This is a genomic window from Salinicola lusitanus (genome assembly GCF_038648475.1).
GTDB classification, from domain to species: domain Bacteria; phylum Pseudomonadota; class Gammaproteobacteria; order Pseudomonadales; family Halomonadaceae; genus Salinicola; species Salinicola lusitanus.
The window spans coordinates 3,678,920-3,693,982 of record NZ_CP151919.1 but is presented as its reverse complement, the minus strand read 5'-3'; the positions used below and the strand labels follow the sequence as shown (position 1 = coordinate 3,693,982).

At 62.4% G+C, this 15,063-nt stretch carries 15 protein-coding genes; 10 read left to right on the top strand and 5 right to left on the bottom strand.

The features are described 5' to 3' along the window. Positions 1-18 precede the first annotated feature (18 nt). From AAGT95_RS16655 to AAGT95_RS16630, 6 genes are all read left to right on the top strand, one after another. Positions 19-516 carry a DUF1833 family protein gene (locus AAGT95_RS16655; RefSeq protein ID WP_342594517.1) on the top strand — a complete coding sequence of 166 codons (498 nt, stop codon included), beginning with the start codon at positions 19-21 and terminating at the stop codon, positions 514-516. Continuing rightward, complete coding sequence (locus AAGT95_RS16650; protein WP_342594516.1) at positions 516-932, top strand: hypothetical protein; 417 nt, start codon at positions 516-518, stop codon at positions 930-932. The genes AAGT95_RS16655 and AAGT95_RS16650 overlap by 1 nt, the downstream gene beginning before the upstream one ends. Beyond that, a complete protein-coding gene (locus AAGT95_RS16645) occupies positions 898-3,636 on the top strand; it encodes a host specificity factor TipJ family phage tail protein (RefSeq protein ID WP_342594515.1) in 2,739 nt (912 codons plus the stop codon). Before AAGT95_RS16650 ends, AAGT95_RS16645 begins: the two co-directional genes overlap by 35 nt. A 14-nt stretch (positions 3,637-3,650) precedes the next feature. Then, positions 3,651-4,121: a hypothetical protein gene (locus AAGT95_RS16640; protein ID WP_342594514.1), complete on the top strand. Its 471-nt coding sequence runs from the start codon at positions 3,651-3,653 to the stop codon at positions 4,119-4,121. Positions 4,122-4,206: 85 nt separating this feature from the next. Then, positions 4,207-6,264 carry a hypothetical protein gene (locus AAGT95_RS16635; RefSeq protein ID WP_342594513.1) on the top strand — a complete coding sequence of 686 codons (2,058 nt, stop codon included), beginning with the start codon at positions 4,207-4,209 and terminating at the stop codon, positions 6,262-6,264. Positions 6,265-6,275: 11 nt separating this feature from the next. Next, positions 6,276-7,046, top strand: a complete 771-nt coding sequence (locus AAGT95_RS16630) for a hypothetical protein (RefSeq protein ID WP_342594512.1) — start codon at positions 6,276-6,278, stop codon at positions 7,044-7,046. A gap of 30 nt (positions 7,047-7,076) precedes the next feature. Here the strand turns inward: AAGT95_RS16630 and AAGT95_RS16625 are convergent, their stop codons facing one another. Continuing rightward, positions 7,077-7,388, bottom strand: a complete 312-nt coding sequence (locus tag AAGT95_RS16625; RefSeq protein WP_342594511.1) for a hypothetical protein — start codon at positions 7,386-7,388, stop codon at positions 7,077-7,079. A gap of 56 nt (positions 7,389-7,444) precedes the next feature. On the opposite strand from AAGT95_RS16625, the gene AAGT95_RS16620 reads away from it, so the two are divergent. After that, a complete protein-coding gene (locus AAGT95_RS16620) occupies positions 7,445-8,080 on the top strand; it encodes an SOS response-associated peptidase (protein ID WP_342594510.1) in 636 nt (211 codons plus the stop codon). A 147-nt stretch (positions 8,081-8,227) separates the two neighbouring features. Here AAGT95_RS16620 and AAGT95_RS16615 read toward each other — a convergent pair whose 3' ends face one another. The 4 genes from AAGT95_RS16615 to AAGT95_RS16600 all read right to left on the bottom strand — a co-directional run bounded on the left by AAGT95_RS16615 (position 8,228) and on the right by AAGT95_RS16600 (position 12,112). Further along, positions 8,228-9,502, bottom strand: coding sequence for a Y-family DNA polymerase (locus AAGT95_RS16615; protein WP_342594509.1), 1,275 nt, complete (start codon positions 9,500-9,502; stop codon positions 8,228-8,230). Beyond that, positions 9,499-9,945: a translesion error-prone DNA polymerase V autoproteolytic subunit gene (locus tag AAGT95_RS16610; RefSeq protein WP_342594508.1), complete on the bottom strand. Its 447-nt coding sequence runs from the start codon at positions 9,943-9,945 to the stop codon at positions 9,499-9,501. The genes AAGT95_RS16615 and AAGT95_RS16610 overlap by 4 nt, the downstream gene beginning before the upstream one ends. Further along, on the bottom strand, positions 9,942-10,190 hold the full coding sequence (locus AAGT95_RS16605; protein WP_342594507.1) for a DUF1654 domain-containing protein: 249 nt from the start codon (positions 10,188-10,190) through the stop codon (positions 9,942-9,944). Before AAGT95_RS16605 ends, AAGT95_RS16610 begins: the two co-directional genes overlap by 4 nt. Positions 10,191-10,657: 467 nt before the next feature. Continuing rightward, the gene (locus AAGT95_RS16600; RefSeq protein WP_110599538.1) at positions 10,658-12,112 is read right to left on the bottom strand and encodes an SLC13 family permease; all 1,455 of its coding nucleotides are present in this window, start codon (positions 12,110-12,112) and stop codon (positions 10,658-10,660) included. Between the two features lie 185 nt (positions 12,113-12,297). Here AAGT95_RS16600 and cysQ point away from each other — a divergent pair, with 185 nt between their 5' ends. The 3 genes from cysQ (at position 12,298) to AAGT95_RS16585 (ending at position 14,956) form a co-directional block, all read left to right on the top strand. Further along, positions 12,298-13,104, top strand: a complete 807-nt coding sequence (gene cysQ / locus AAGT95_RS16595) for a 3'(2'),5'-bisphosphate nucleotidase CysQ (RefSeq protein ID WP_110599540.1) — start codon at positions 12,298-12,300, stop codon at positions 13,102-13,104. A gap of 93 nt (positions 13,105-13,197) precedes the next feature. Further along, entirely contained in the window at positions 13,198-13,680 is a 483-nt protein-coding gene (locus tag AAGT95_RS16590; protein ID WP_110599542.1) for a DUF2489 domain-containing protein, read from the top strand. Between the two features lie 394 nt (positions 13,681-14,074). Next, the gene (locus AAGT95_RS16585) at positions 14,075-14,956 is read left to right on the top strand and encodes an OmpA family protein (RefSeq protein ID WP_110599544.1); all 882 of its coding nucleotides are present in this window, start codon (positions 14,075-14,077) and stop codon (positions 14,954-14,956) included. Positions 14,957-15,063: the final 107 nt, after the last annotated feature.

The following is a 15,063-nucleotide window of genomic DNA, read 5'->3' as shown; positions in this document are numbered from 1 at the left end:
CCACCAAGGCAGGCCCTGATGAGCGAACTGATGGAAACGGTTTGCGCCTCGGCGCCGGCTGGCATCGTCAAGATTGCCACCCTGGAGCTTGCGCACCCGGCATTCGAGAACGACGGCCACATCTATCTCTGCGTCGGCTTCCAAAATATCACCGCTAGGCTGGAAACGGGCGAGTGGGTGGAATTCATCGCCTGCGGCATGGATGTGGCGCTGCCGTCGAAGAACGCCACCGGGCGGCAGGATCTCGGGTTCGCGATCGACAACGTGATGGGCCGCGCCTATCGCAACATTCGAGCGGCGTTGGAGAGAATCGAGCCGATGGAGCTGATCCACCGGACATATCTGTCGACCAACCTGTCGGAGCTCTACGAGCCACCCAACCGGGCGACGATTACCGAAGGTGAGATGAGCGGCGGCACGCTGAATATCAACGCCAGCTACTTCGACCTGATTAACTACCTGTTCTGCCGAGACACCTACGACCTGACCCGCTTCCCCGGCCTGGCCTATCTCTGATGCTCAACGATCTCATACGGCACGCCCGCTACCGGGATGGCGGTCGCGGCCCGCTGCTGTTCGACTGCTGGGGGCTGGCGCGCCATGTGCGCCACCACCACTTTGGGCGGGCACTGCTGGCCAGCTGGGGCGAGATCCGCGTCGACGATGCCCGGGGCACCACGCGCGCGGCGATGGCGACCTTGCCCGCCCTGGTCGAATCCCGGCCGGTACCGGGCGCGCTGGCGCTGGCTTGGCGCTGCGGGCTGCTGGTCCACATGGGCACGGTGGTCATGGCCGACGGACGCCGCTGCGTCTTCGACATCAACAGCCAGAGTCTGACGCCACGGATGATGCGGCTGCAGGACTTCGAACGCTTCTACATGCGAGTGAGCTACCACGATGATCGAGATCTACCCCAGCAAGCTGCCGGGTGAACCGCTCGAGCGCCACGCCGTGGATGGCGAGACGTTCGGCGACTGGCTGGCGCGCAAGGTGCCGAGCTACCGGCACGAGCAGCACGCCTCGATGTGGTCGGTCGAGTTCAACGGGCGGATCATCTCTCCGGATGAATGGCTCGTGCTGCGGGTCTCTGCGGCCGACACATTGCGCGTCCGGTTCGAGGGCAAGGGCGGTGCGTTCGATGCCATCGGTAGCATCGTCAGCTCGGTGTTCTCCTTCGTGGGCAAGCTGTTCGGGCTCTCGACGCCCAGCGTTCCCGACTACAACAGCAACCAGGTGCAGGGCAGCGATATCTCGGGCGCCAACGTCGAGGCCAACACCGCCAAGCGAAACGACGTCATCGCCGAGATCGCCGGCCGGCGCCGGATCTACCCGTCATACTGCGTGCCACCCCACAAGTACTTCGTGGAGGAGGACGGCAAAACGGTCCAGTATCTGGAGCTGATGTTGAGCGTCGCCAAGGGCCGCTACCAGATCCTGTCCGAGGACGTGATGATCGGCTCCACGCCGCTGCTGGCGCTGGGGGACGCGGCGTCTTTCCAGGTCTACGAGCCCGGCGCAGATCTCAGCGCCGACCCCGCGCATCATCACTGGTACATCGCCCCGGAAGTCGGCTCGACTTCCACCGGCTCGGCGGGCCTCGAGCTGCGGGCAACGACCACGGTCGACCGTGCCGCCGATGTCTCGGCGGTCACCTTCGCTGGCAAGGTCATCACCGCGACCAATGCCACCCAGACCGGCGAGGTGTGGGCGGACGCCTTCCCCGATGGCTGGACCGCGGGGCAGATCGTGCGCGTCGAGCAGCCGCAGTCGGTCGTTTTCAGCGGCGGCGATACGCTGCAGATGGACTTCTCGCGCCTGGACCCCAGTGTGGGCATGTCGATCGAGATCGTCGGCACCAACGCCGGCGAGTACCTGATCGCCACCCACACCCCGGCAACCGACCCGACCGAGACCGAGCCCGGCACCGAGGAGCAGATCAGCCTGGCAACGCTCGAAGGGCAACCGGTGACCTGGCTCAAGTCCGGCGACTTCGATGTCACAGTGGGCGTGAAGGGCCTTCGCTACCGCGTTGTCAGCGCCAGCCGCACCACCCTCTCCGTCGAGAAGCTGCAGGAGAACGGAAGCATCGATGAGGCCTGGCCGGGCTTCTTCGGCGGCACCTACGCCGGCAGCGACATCGTCATCGAGCTGGACGAGTACAGCGTCGAGGGCAACTGGGCGGGGCCCTACGCTGCGTGCCCGCCCAACAAGGCCACCTCGATGGTGCAGTTCGACGTCTACTTCCAGGGCGGCCTATGCCGGATCAAGGACAACGGCAACCTGAGAGACCAGACGGTTATCGTCGAGTTCCAGTATCGGGACATGGCCGTCGGTGGCGAGTGGAGCTCAGTCCAGCGGAGTTGGACCAAGCGGACGAGGGATCAACTCGGCTTCACGATCGACGTGGAGCTGCCCTACGAGATGCGCGCCGAGTGCCGGATGCGCCGGATCGGCGCCGAGTCCAACGACACCCAGGTCAGCGACGCGGTCGAGTGGTACGGCCTGCGCTGCCAGCTGGACACCGTGACCCAGTACGACGCTGTCACGACGCTGTCAGTGCGGGTGCGCGGCGGTGACCGCCTTGCCGCCCAGTCCGAGAACAAGGTGAGCGTGATCGGCACTCGGCTGCTGCCGGTGCGCCGGGAAGGAGAGTGGCAGCCGGAACAGCCCACACGCGACATCGTGCCGTGGGTCATGCATGCCGCCAAATCGGTGGGCTACACCGATGACCAGCTCGACCTCGAGGAACTGGACCGGCTGGACGTCATTTGGCGCGCCCGCGGCGACACGTTCGATCATATCGTCGAGAGCGGTACCGTTCGCGAGACGATCCGCGAAGCGCTCTCCGCCGGCTTCGCCGAACTGACGCTGGACCTCGGCAAGATCCTGCCGGTAAGGGACGATCCCCGCACCCAGCTCGGCCATAGCTACACGCTGGGCAACATGGCCAAGCCATTGAAAACCCGCTTCACCGGTCGTAAGCCGGACGACTATGACGGCTTCGATGTCGAGTACACCAGCGCGCTGACCTGGAAGAAAGAAACCGTTCCATGCCGCCTTCCGAACGACCAAGGCCTGAACGTGAAAAAGCTCTCGCTACCGTTCATAACCGATCGGACCAAAGCTTGGCGAATCGGCATGCGCGAGCGCTGCAAGCTGGAATATCGCCGCTGGGGGTTCACCTGGGGTACAGAGATGGACGCACTCAATAGCCGCTTCGGCTCCTATGTGCCGGTGACCAGTGACGTTCCCGGGTACGGCCAGAGCGCGGTGCTGGAAGCGATCGAGGTCTACGACGACGACCGCGACCTGCTGACGCTCTCAGAGCCGCCGAACTGGGAGAGCGGGGCGAACCACGTCGTTGCCGTGTCGAAGCCGACAGGGCGCCTCGACGGCCCGCACCCGGCCGAGCCGGGCCCAACGCGATACCAGGTCATCTGTCCGTCGCTCAGCTTCCAGCCGGACTTCTCCGGTCAGATGGAGCCGCCGCGCGTGCACTTCGGTACCGCCGAGCAGTGGTGCTTCGATGTGCTGATCAACAAGATCCAGCCCGGCAGCAATGACCAGGTAACAGTCGAGGCCGAGAACTACGACGTCCGCGTCTACCAACACGACGATGCCGAGCCGCCGGCCTGAACGGAGCGCCAACTGTGATTCAGTACCCCGAAGCCTTGCCGATTCCGTTGCTCGAGAACTACCAGTTGCAGGACGTTGACCCGCTGCTGCGCACGCCGATGGAGTCGGGCACGACCCGCAACCGGCAGAGGTACATCTCGGTACCGACTGACCTGCAGGTGGCGCACCTGTTCAGCCCGGAGCAGTACGAGATGTTCTGCGGCTGGTGGGTGCACATGATCAAGGACGGCGCGATCCCGTACTCGGCGCGCATGCGGACGGCGACCGGGCTCGGGCCTCGCAAGGTGCAACCGACCGGCGTGCACCAGGACAGCTGGCTGGGTAGGCATTGGAAGGTCACCTACCCGGTTCGCGTGCTGAAGCGAGACGTGCCCAGCGAGCAGCGCACGCTGGAGCTGATCTACGACATCGCCCCGCTCGGTGACTTCGTGGACCGCCTCGAGGGCGCACTGAGCGACTACTACACCGACAGCTGGCTCGACTGACAGCACCCCCGCGCCGGCCTGACCCGGCACCCCCGACCCCCATCACGACCGCCTACGGGCGGTTTTTTTGTGCCTGGAGAAAAGCATGGCAACTGGCGATCCCATTGCGAATTTCAACGACATTATCGATGTGCTCAACCAGATCGCCCTCGGCGAGCCCGGCATGGTCTCGCTGAACGGCCAGGAGCGCCCGACGCTCGCCAAGGTCTTTGCGGAGTTTCTCGCGAGCCAGGGCGTATACCAGAGCGTCGAGGATGGCCTGGCCGCAACATCCGGCACCGGTACCAACAACCGCTTTTTCAGTGTGTCTGGCGAGGACGGCGAACTCGATGTGCGCTATCGAAACGACGATGGCGAAGCGGTAGAGATCGGGCGCCTGCCGTCATCACTCCTGACGGCCTATCTTGAGAATCAGGTCCGCGCGCTGGATTCGGATCTCTCCAGCGTTCGAGCGAATGACTCAGTGTCCAACGAATTCGCCTGGGCTCTTACCGACATGGATAGCCGGGTCGCGATTGGCGTTACTCATGACGGCCGGACTCGGCTATTGCGAGAGAACGAGATTCAGACGCTTTCGCCCTTTGAAGATGGTTACGTCGGCGGTTTCGTCGATGAAGCGGGACGCATCGCACTGGGCGTACGTCGGGACGGTCATGTCAGCCTGACCCGGGACAACGAGATCCAGAACCAGTCAGTCTTCGACGGTGACTGGGTTTGGGGTATCGCCGACGAAGCGGGCCACATCGCTCTGGGAATCAAACGGGACGGCTCTGTCGTCGGAAACCTGACGGCAGCATCCGACTACATCGATGTCAACTCGTTGAATGTCGCCGGCCTCGGTAATGCCTTCATGGCCCGCCTCATCAAAGCCGGCCTTGCCGAGTTTCTGGCAGATGGCGAGGGGGCGACCCGGGCCTACCGTCAGCGCATCGATATTGAAACGCCAACGGCGATGATGTCCGCGCTTGGCCCGATCAACTATCTGATCGCCACGGGGCAGTCTCTCTCCGTGGGTGGTGGTGCGACAGAAAACTCGGACGGTACCAGGGTGTTCACGACTACCGCCGTCGACCCTCACTACGACTTCATGTTCAACACCGGTACCCGCGGCGCGATGGACCAAACCCTTGATCCGTCAACGCTGATCGATTTCGTGCCGGCACACGAGGTATTCAACGGCGACAATCAGGGGGAAACCCAGGGTTCAGGAATGATGCGAGGCCTGCACGCGAAAGACGCCAGTGACGGTCTGCTGCGCTCATACGTCTACCGGACGCACGGTATGGGTGGGATGACCATCGCGCAACTGAGCAAGGGTTCGGTGATGTATGCCAATGGGCTCAAAGAGGCGTCTCGTGCTGTCGCGATCGCTGCTGATTACGGGCGCAAGATCTTTGCCCCCGCCTTCACCTGGACCCAGGGCGAGCAGGACCGGGGGATTGGGACGACCAGAGCTGAGTACGTTGCGATGCTCGATACCCTTATTGACGACTATCGCGCCGACTACGCTGGCGTGCTGCCCGATGGGGCGCCGCTTTTGACCTGCATCATTGACCAGCTTTCAGCGGCCGCGTCCGGTGAGGGTAGCGATATTCCCCTGGCTCAGTACGACGTGTTCAAGTTGCGAGCCGACACCGTTATCAGCACGCCGAAGTACTTCATGGCTTACTCGCACACCGTCCATCTGGTACCGAAGTGGTATTCGGTGCTTGGCGAGTACCAAGCGCGCGCCTGGCGAACGCTATTCATCGACGAGCAGAGCTGGTCGCCGGTGACGCCGATCGACATCACCGTTGCCGGCAGCCTTGTGGATATCCAATTCCACGTCCCGACGGGGGCGCTGGTGTTCGACACGGCGACCCTGCCCGAGGCGACCGCGTATGGGTTCGAGATCTTCGACGAGGAGGGGGTGGCGCCATCAATCAACAGCGTCGAGCTTGTTGGCGACGACACCGTCAGGCTGACGCTCAGCGCAGCCCCGGCGTCGAGCACACGCGTTCGCTATGCCTGGTCCGGGCCTGGCGTCACCGGCCGTTCCGGAGCCTGGGGCAATCTGCACGACAGCGACAACACTCCCAGCGAAACCGATAGCAGCATCCTGCTTCACAACTGGTGCATCACGTTTGACGAACCCCTGGCGTAAGGAGCCACGACATGCCGCAATTTACCAAACTGACCGGCGTCACGTTCACAGACACCTCACTGCCGATCCTGCGAGACCTCGGCGAGGGAGTGGCCAACCTTCCGGATCTTTCCGCCTGGGTCAACGCCAACCCGAATAACTACTATCTCGATCAGCTCGGCAACCTGGCGCTGAAAGACCTTTCACCTGCGGGGGCTGACTTCGTTATCGCCTCGAATCGATCGAAGGGGCCCAGCGTTAGCCTGGGGGCATTGTCTGGATACAACGTAGTGAGTTTCGCGGGTAACGACGGCGATACTGGTGGGATGCAGCGTAGCGTATCGGACGCGCCGGTTGGGGCTGATGCAGAGATGACGTTCGCTGCAGTCATTCGAGTTACCGGTAATCTGAACTCGAATCACAACTTGGTCACCACCGGGCAGAGCAATATTGGCGTGCCGATGTACGCAACCAATAGCGCTCAGCGCCTCGGTATCAGTACACCGGACGTGAATACCGTCCAAGATGCAGACCTGACTAAATGGGCTATTGTGATCGGCTCGATCTCCGGAGGGTCGGTTAAACTACTTAGCCCGGTCGATCTGGAAACAATCTCTCAATCGACGGGCGCCGACTACAACACGAGCTCGGCGGTCTATCTCGGACAGAACAACTCGACCTCAAGTCATCTGGTGGGCGATGTCGCTGAGCTGATCGTTACCTACAGCGACCTGCTCGCTGAAGGTAACGCTTACCACCTTCGAAACCTGCTGGATTACTGGAAAGCAAAGTTCGGGGTCTAAGCCGAATCGCCGGCGTAGTTGTGGCACAACTCACGCCGGCATTCGGGTCTCGCCGGTGATCAGATCCATTCGCCTCGGCCCCCACTCAGCTTCCATCCTCGCCGGGCGCCAGAACAGATGCCGGATCTGCGCCCGGCCAGGATCGAGCAACAGGTGAGCATGCGTGTCCAGCGTCAGCATGTCGTCGCGATTGAGCTGATCGATCCTGCACCGGCCGCTGTAGACGAACTGCGCGTGTGTCGCGTGGTACTCGATCCACTGGTCGGACGGCGGTGTGCCCTCGTTCCAGTCCCGATCCCGGCGATTCTGTGCCCATCGCTCAAGCGCCGATCGGTAGTTCACTGTGCTGAAATCCGGTCTACTCTTCCAAGATGTGCGGACGATTTGCTTTCTACAGCATGGACTTTTCGGCGCTGGCCGAGGCCGTCCATCAGCCCGACCTCTTCGCCGACGCCGAGCCCCGATACAACGTGCCACCGGGCACGCTGATCAGCGTTGCGCGTCGCGCGGACGACGAGGCACCAGTGATGATCGAGCAACTATGGTGGGGATATCGGCCAGCGTGGGCGGATGCTAAATCCCCGCAGCCGATCAATGCCAAGGCCGAGACCGTGGCCACTTCCAAATACTTCGCGCCAGCGTTCAAGCGTCACCGTTGTCTCATTCCCGCAGATGGGTGGTATGAGTGGCTATCCGTCGATGGTCGCAAACAACCGCACTACATCACCCGGGCTGACGAGAAGACGCTGTACCTCGCTGGCATCTGGACCGAGCGGGGCGACGATCTGGCGCCTGGGGTGGCGATCATCACCGAGCCGGCGCGGGGGAGTGCGAAAGAGGTTCACGACCGGATGCCGCTGGCGCTGGATAACGACTCGCTCGAGCCATGGCTCGACCCGCATTTCACCGAGCGCGACGCCATCCGTGGCGTCACTCGGCATATTGACGCCGGCCTGATCCGACACTGGCCGGTCAGCACCGCCGTCAATAAGCCTGGTGATGATCGTAACGCGGCGCTGATCAACCCGCTGTAAGCCATCGCGGACACAACGCAGCGGCAATGTCTCACTCAAGCGAGACAGCACGGCGCCGATAGTCTCTATGCTGGGGCGGCTCTCTCTCCGCGCCGGTGTTGTGGTTGAAGTGGAATGATGACCCGGTCTTTCGTGGGGCCGGGTCTTTTATTTCAAGTGTGCGACCGGCAGCTCGTCCCATCGGGTGGTGTATCGCTGCGTCAGCAGCTCCGCTTTCAACTTCCAATCTGCCTTTCCCTTCGTGCCGCCCAACCTGACAGTGCCGCGCCCCATCTTGCGGTTCAGCTCGTCCATCACCGCCGACGCCTTGGCGGATCGCCTCCGCTCTGCATCACTCTCCGGGCTGTCGAAGATGTCGTGCTGCTGGGTAGCTTTGTCGACAAGGTCGAGCATCATCACGCCCGCTTTCATGTATCGATACCCGCCGCGATAGATCCGCTTCAGCGCGGCCTGGGCGGCGCCGACGATCACACGGGTGTCATTCGATGGGTGGGGGAGCTGCACGACTAGGGCAGGGTGATACTGCGCCAGGTCCTCACGGTGCTTGTTTGTCTTCAAGTGCACCTGGATCGCCCGGGCCACGCTGCCTTGCTTACGCAGCTTCTCGGCGCCGCGGGCGGCGTGCGCGCGGATAGCCTGCTGCACTTCGTGCTGATCGCTCGACAACCGCCCGAACGACCGCGACGTCATGATGTTTTTCTTCGGCTCGCCATAGTCGTCGGTATCGATGCAGTCGATGCCGCGCAGCTCGTAGACGAGCCGTTCCTGCACGACACTGAACCGCTGCCGGATCCGCTTCGGGTCGGCCTCGCGCAGCTGCCAGGCGGTGACGATGCCCATCTGCGCCAGCCGCTGGCCCAGCCGGCCAGAGACGCCCCAGAGATCCGTGACGGGCATGTCTTCGAGTATCTGCCGCGTGATGTCGGTGTCGGGCTGGAGCAGGCACACGCCCTCATATACCGGGATCTTCTTGGCCAGCTTGTTGGCGACCTTGGCCAACGTCCGAGATGTCGACAGCCCGACGCTGACCGGAATGCCGGTGTTGCGTCGCACGACGTACCGCAACCGCTGGCAATGGTCCTCGAGCTTCTCGATCGGGAATCCATCGAACCCGAGAAACGACTCGTCGATGGAGTAGATCTCGACATCAGGCGTGAACTCGCGCAGCGTCGCCGTCACGCGCCGGCTCATGTCGCCATAGAGCGTGTAATTCGACGAGACTAGAATCAGCTCGCGCCTCGCCGCCGGCGGAATCTTGAACGTCGGCGCCCCCATCTCGACCAACTCTTTCGCTTCGTTCGAGCGAGCGATCACGCAGCCGTCGTTGTTCGACAGCACCGCGACCGGTCGGCCCTCCCAATCCGGACGGAAGACCCGCTCGCAGCTGGCGTAAAAGTTGTTGCAATCGACGAGCCCGATCATCCCCGGCCGCCTCGATGCGAGTGCACGTTGTGGGTGACGACGCCCCACACGTGGCACTCGGCGTTCGCCAGCGGGATCGGTTTGTAGGCCTCGTTGCCGGCGAGCAGGTAGGGCCGCTTGCCTATTTTGCCGAGCCGCTTACACGTGATCTCGCCATCGACCGCGATTACGACGACGTCGCCCTCGACTGGCTCGAGCGAGCGGTCGACAACCAGGATGTCGCCACTGAATATCCCGTAACGCTCCATCGAGTCCCCCGCAGCGCGAACATAGAACGTTGCGCTGGGGCGCTGCACGATGTGCGCAATCAGGTCGAGCTCGGCCTCGATGTAGTCATCGGCGGGTGAGGGGAAGCCGGCGCGGGCTTCGCCAGCGGCGAGCGGGATCATCACCGGCTGAGCGCTCTGGTCGCACTGGCCCAGGTACTGGACAGGGATAGTCATGACGCCGCCTCCGCTTCCGCCGCGTTCCAGGTGATCAGCGCCTCGGCCACACCGACGCGGCTGACCGAGACGTAGTCCAGCTCCTCGAACTCGTTGAGCATCCGATCCCACGCGGTGGGGTCGTCCTCGTCGAAGCGGTAGACGGTGACCGCGTACTGCTCGCGATCGCGCGCCCGGGCGATCTGCTGCTGAACGCGCTTGGCCAGGCGCTGGTATGACGCGGCGGCTTTGAACTGTGCAGACATGACAGCGTGCTCCCTAAGAATACTGTATGTGCGTACAGTATCGAGCAAGGGAGCACGGTTAGGCAAATAGCGGAATTTGGCTATATCGATATTCTATGCTGGGATTTAGCTATGGCGGGTGGTTCGTGGGCAGGAACGAGCCTGTGTGGGTGTAGCCCAGATCCTATCCGGGCTATACCTTGCGCTTCGAAGGTCTTCCCAAAACTGCATCGGAAGTCTTTGATTTTAAAGGAGCGTATCGAGCGGGTTTAAGTAAGGGGTATTCGCAGCTAAATGCATATATATCAGTAGGTTGCAAAGAGTACATCGCAAAAATGGGGTTGCAGAGGTCGCAGGTTCGAATCCTGTCGCTCCGACCAGATACGAGAAAAAGGCCGCCGGAGACTCTCCGACGGCCTTTTTTCGTTGCCTCGCTTTGCAGGGGGAGCCGGCACCGCAGTGGGACCATGATGCCGGCTTCGGTGCACCTATAGCCAGACCAGCTCGATCAATCCCAGGCAGATCAGCGTGACCACCACGGTCCCGGCGACGTTCAGGAAGAAGCCGGCGCGGATCATCGATTGGATCGTCATTCGGCCCGTGGCGAACACGATGGCGTTGGGTGGGGTGGCCACCGGCATCATGAAGGCACAGCTGGCGGCGATGGCGGCCGGCACCGTAATCAGCAGGGGATCGACCCCCAGCGATATCGCCAGGGCGCCGAGCAGCGGCAGGAACGCAGCGGCCGTTGCCGTGTTCGACGTCAGTTCGGTAAGGAAAATGATCACCAGCGTGATCACCCCGATCAGAAGAAGAAGCGGCAAGTTGCCGAAGACGGTGAGTTGATTGGCAATCCAGTCAGCCAGGCCGGAGCTGCTGATCGAACTGGCCAGGGCGAGGCCCCCGCCGAACAGCAGCAGAATTCCCCATGGGAGATCCCGGGCGTCCTCCCACAGCAGTAGCGGACGATGCCGCTCACTGCCGCTCGGAATCAGGAACAACCCGACACCGGCCAGCAGTGCGACCGAAGTGTCCGAGAGCCATTCGACGCCCCAATCGTTGAGTAGCGGTCGCGTGACCCAGGCCAGCGCGGCCAGGAGAAAGACGACGCCGACGCGTTTTTCGGCCGGTTTCATCTCGCCGAGCTTGGCCAGTTCGTCGCCAATGACGTCGCCGTTGTCATCATCGAGCTTGAGTTTGAAGCCGCCCCGGGTCAGCCACCACCAGGCTACCGCCATCATCACCACGCTGACGGGAAGGCCGATCACCATCCATTGCGCGAACCCAAGCTCGATATCCTGCTCGCTGGACAGGTAGCCCGCGAGTATGGCATTTGGCGGGGTGCCGATGAGCGTCGCGATGCCGCCAATGCTGGCGGAATAGGCGATGGCCAGCAGCAGGGCCGTGGCGTATCGTTTCACGTCTTCCGATTCCGCGTCGGCGAACAGGGACACCACCGACATGCCGATGGGCAGCATCATGATGGCGGTCGCGGTATTGGAAACCCACATGCTGATGAACCCGGTGGCCAGCATGAAGCCGGCGATCTGCTGCCTGGGTTTCTGGCCGACGACGTCAAGAATGCGCAACGCAATGCGACGGTGGAGGTTCCATCGCTGCATGGCGATCCCCAGCAGGAAGCCGCCGAGAAACAGAAAGATGGTGGGGTTGGCGTAGCTGGCGGCCGTTCCCTTGAGATCGGCGATGCCGAGCGCGGGAGCCAGCGGGATGGGGAGTAGCGAAGTCGCTGGAATCGGGATCGCCTCGGTCGCCCACCAGGTCGCCAGCAGCAGCGCCAGGCCCACGCAGTGCCAGGCTGCGGGCTCCATACCGACGGGGGCTGGCAGCAGCTGTGTCGCGACGACCCAGAGCGGCCCGAGAACCAGGCCGACCCGGGCGGCCATCGAAGGCGCTTCGGATGCTTGATCGGATGCTTCCGTCATCGTGTGAATTCCTTGTCCATAGGCGGGGTGATCTCCATTCTACTTAAGACGTAGATGACTCCGAGCCTGCCGGGTCTTAGTCTTTGGTCTAACTCGGTGGCGGGATAGTTAATGGTGACTCGCTTTGCCAACGACGATCGACTGGCCCGATCGCCAATCGATCTCCTTGTTAGAAGAGCTGACTGATGAACGTATCGCTGCAATCCTTGATTGACCCTCTTGTCGCCCTGGTCAGGGAGGCCGGAGCCGCTATCGAAGCGGTCGGGCATGGTGCCCTCGATACGCAGCGAAAGGTGGACGACAGCCCGGTCACGGCCGCCGACCTGGCCGCTCACCAAGTGCTCGTCGAGGGGCTGCCGTCGATTGGCTCTCGCGACTGGCCCATCCTGTCCGAGGAGTCGGCCTCCATCCCATGGTCGGAGCGTCGCGGATGGTCCACCTACTGGCTGGTCGATCCATTGGACGGCACCAAGGAGTTCATTCGCGGCTCGGACCAGTACTCCGTCAATGTGGCCCTGATCGACAACAACCTTCCCGTGCTGGGGGTGATCGGAAAGCCGCGCACCGGCGAGATATGGGTCGGTGAGCCGGCTCGAGGAGCCTGGTACCAGGCGAGTGATGGCGGGGCCTGGGAGTCGCTGCAGGTCCGCTCACACAGCCCCTTGCGGCTCGTCGTCAGCCGTTTTCACCGAGGGGCGAGCACCCGGCGCCTGATCGAGTCACTGGGCAATGTCGAAGTCGAGGAACTGGGCAGTTCGCTCAAGTGCTGCCGGGTGGCGGAGGGTCTGGCCGATCTCTATCCTAGGTTCGGTCCAACCAGCGAGTGGGATACTGCCGCGGCGCAGGCCGTGCTGGAAGGCGCCGGCGGACATCTTGTCGATTGCCACTCCTGGAGAGCGCTACGCTACAATGCCGGGGATAGCCTGCTGAATCCGGCCTTCGTGGCCTGCGCCTCCTTGGATGGCGTGTGGCGGGACGTCTGGCCGGATTGACTGACAACCCTGGGGCGCCGTCACGAGAGCGTCGTGGCGCCGGTGTCTCGGAAACCTCGATGACCACATCACCAGAAGGCGGCTTTCTCTCTCATGTCCTTGTCACTTGCGGTAGGGCTTTCACTCCTGGCCATTCTCGTCATCGTTGCGCTGTCCGTTTATGCGTGGCGACTTTGGCGTGAGGTCGAGCGGCGCAAAGTGCGCCGGGAGGAGGAAGTCGCGCGCGCCAATCGGAATTGCATCGAGAGCCTGCAGGCGCTGTCGCAGGCCATGCTCGAACGCCAGGTGGACATGGTCGAGGGCGCGTTACGCTGTAAAGTGCTGCTCGATATCATCGATCACCGCCTGACCGAGCGGGATGGCTGGAGAGTGTTCCGCGAAGTGCAGGCCGAAGCGGAGCATCTGCACACCCATCAGGCCCGGCGCGAACTGTCGCCGAAAGACCGCCATCGAGAGGACAAGGAGCGCGAAGCCATTGCGGCCAGGCATGAGCACAGTCTTCACCATGCGGCGGCGGCGCTGCAGGCTTTCTGCCTCGAGTGGTCGGGGCGCGACGCTTCCCGCGCCGCGAACTGAGATGCGGGGCTTCGGTCAGCGAGACTTGTTATTCGGTCACGACGCGAAAGTGGAATAGGCGCACGCTGCGTCCTTGATGCGAAAGGATAGGGATTAAAAAGCGAAGTTTTCGCTAATCCACTTTGCCAATCTTGGAAATGATGCTAAAAAAGAACAGTGTTTCCCGACACGGGTTTGCATCTCGGGCTGGAATCGATAATGCTGTTACGGAGCTGCAAAGAAAAGGGACAATGGGAACATTGACCACTGCTCAAGTCGACGCGAATGACGGTCGCCGAGAGATTTCTTTGTCGTTGGGGAAGGAACACCTTTCTCTTGACGAATTCGGCTTCTATACTCGAAGCCGCTGGGTAACGCCCGTTACGACTAGCGCTGTGTTAAGAAGGAGTCTTACATGAAAAAATCAACGACTGGCCTGCTACTGGGTTCCGCTCTGGTAGTCGGTCTCTCTGGTTGTGCCAGTTCCGGTATGGAATCCACCGGTAGCTCGTCAGACCAGGCTTGGTATCAGTCCCCGTTCGTCTGCGGCATCGCCGGCGGCCTGATCGGTGGTGGCATCGGTTACGCGACCAGCAGCGATTCCGACGAAGATACCGGTGCTGCAGTCGGTGGCGTTGCCGGTGCAACCGCCGGTGCGCTGCTTTGCGCCGACTATTCCTCGAACGTCATGGATAGCGATGGCGACGGCGTGCCCGACGATCGCGACCAGTGCCCGAACACGCCGGCTGGCGTAGCGGTCGACGCCGTGGGTTGTCCGCTCGACACCGACGGTGACGGCGTGCCGGACTACATGGACCAGTGCCCGGGAACTCCGGCCGGCGTTGAAGTCAACGCTCAGGGCTGCCCGCTGGATTCCGACGGTGACGGCGTGCCGGACTACCAGGACCAGTGCCCGAACACCCCGGCTGGCGCAGAAGTCAACTCGCTGGGTTGCGAGGAAGACCTCGTGCTGCGTGACGTCAACTTCGAATTCGATTCAGCCAAGTTGACCCCCAGCGCTGAAGCCATCCTGGATGGCATCTCCGAGAAGCTGATGGCCAACGACCAGCTGCGCATCCGCCTTGAAGGCTTCACCGACTCCGTCGGTCCTGCGGCCTACAACAAGGAGCTGTCACAGCGTCGTGCCGACTCCGTCAAGGCCTACTTGGTCAACAAGGGCTTCTCTGCCAGTAACATCACCACTATCGGTTACGGTGAAGAGCAGCCGATCGCCAGCAACGATACCGCTGAAGGTCGTGCTCAGAACCGTCGCGTCGAACTGGGCGAGTGGGAATAAGCCTCTTCCCGACACGCTTCTGACGTGATTTTGAGGGCGCCTTCGGGCGCCCTCAATGTTTGTAGCAACAAAATGGTTGGACCTGGGGCGCCTGGCCGTTCACGGAT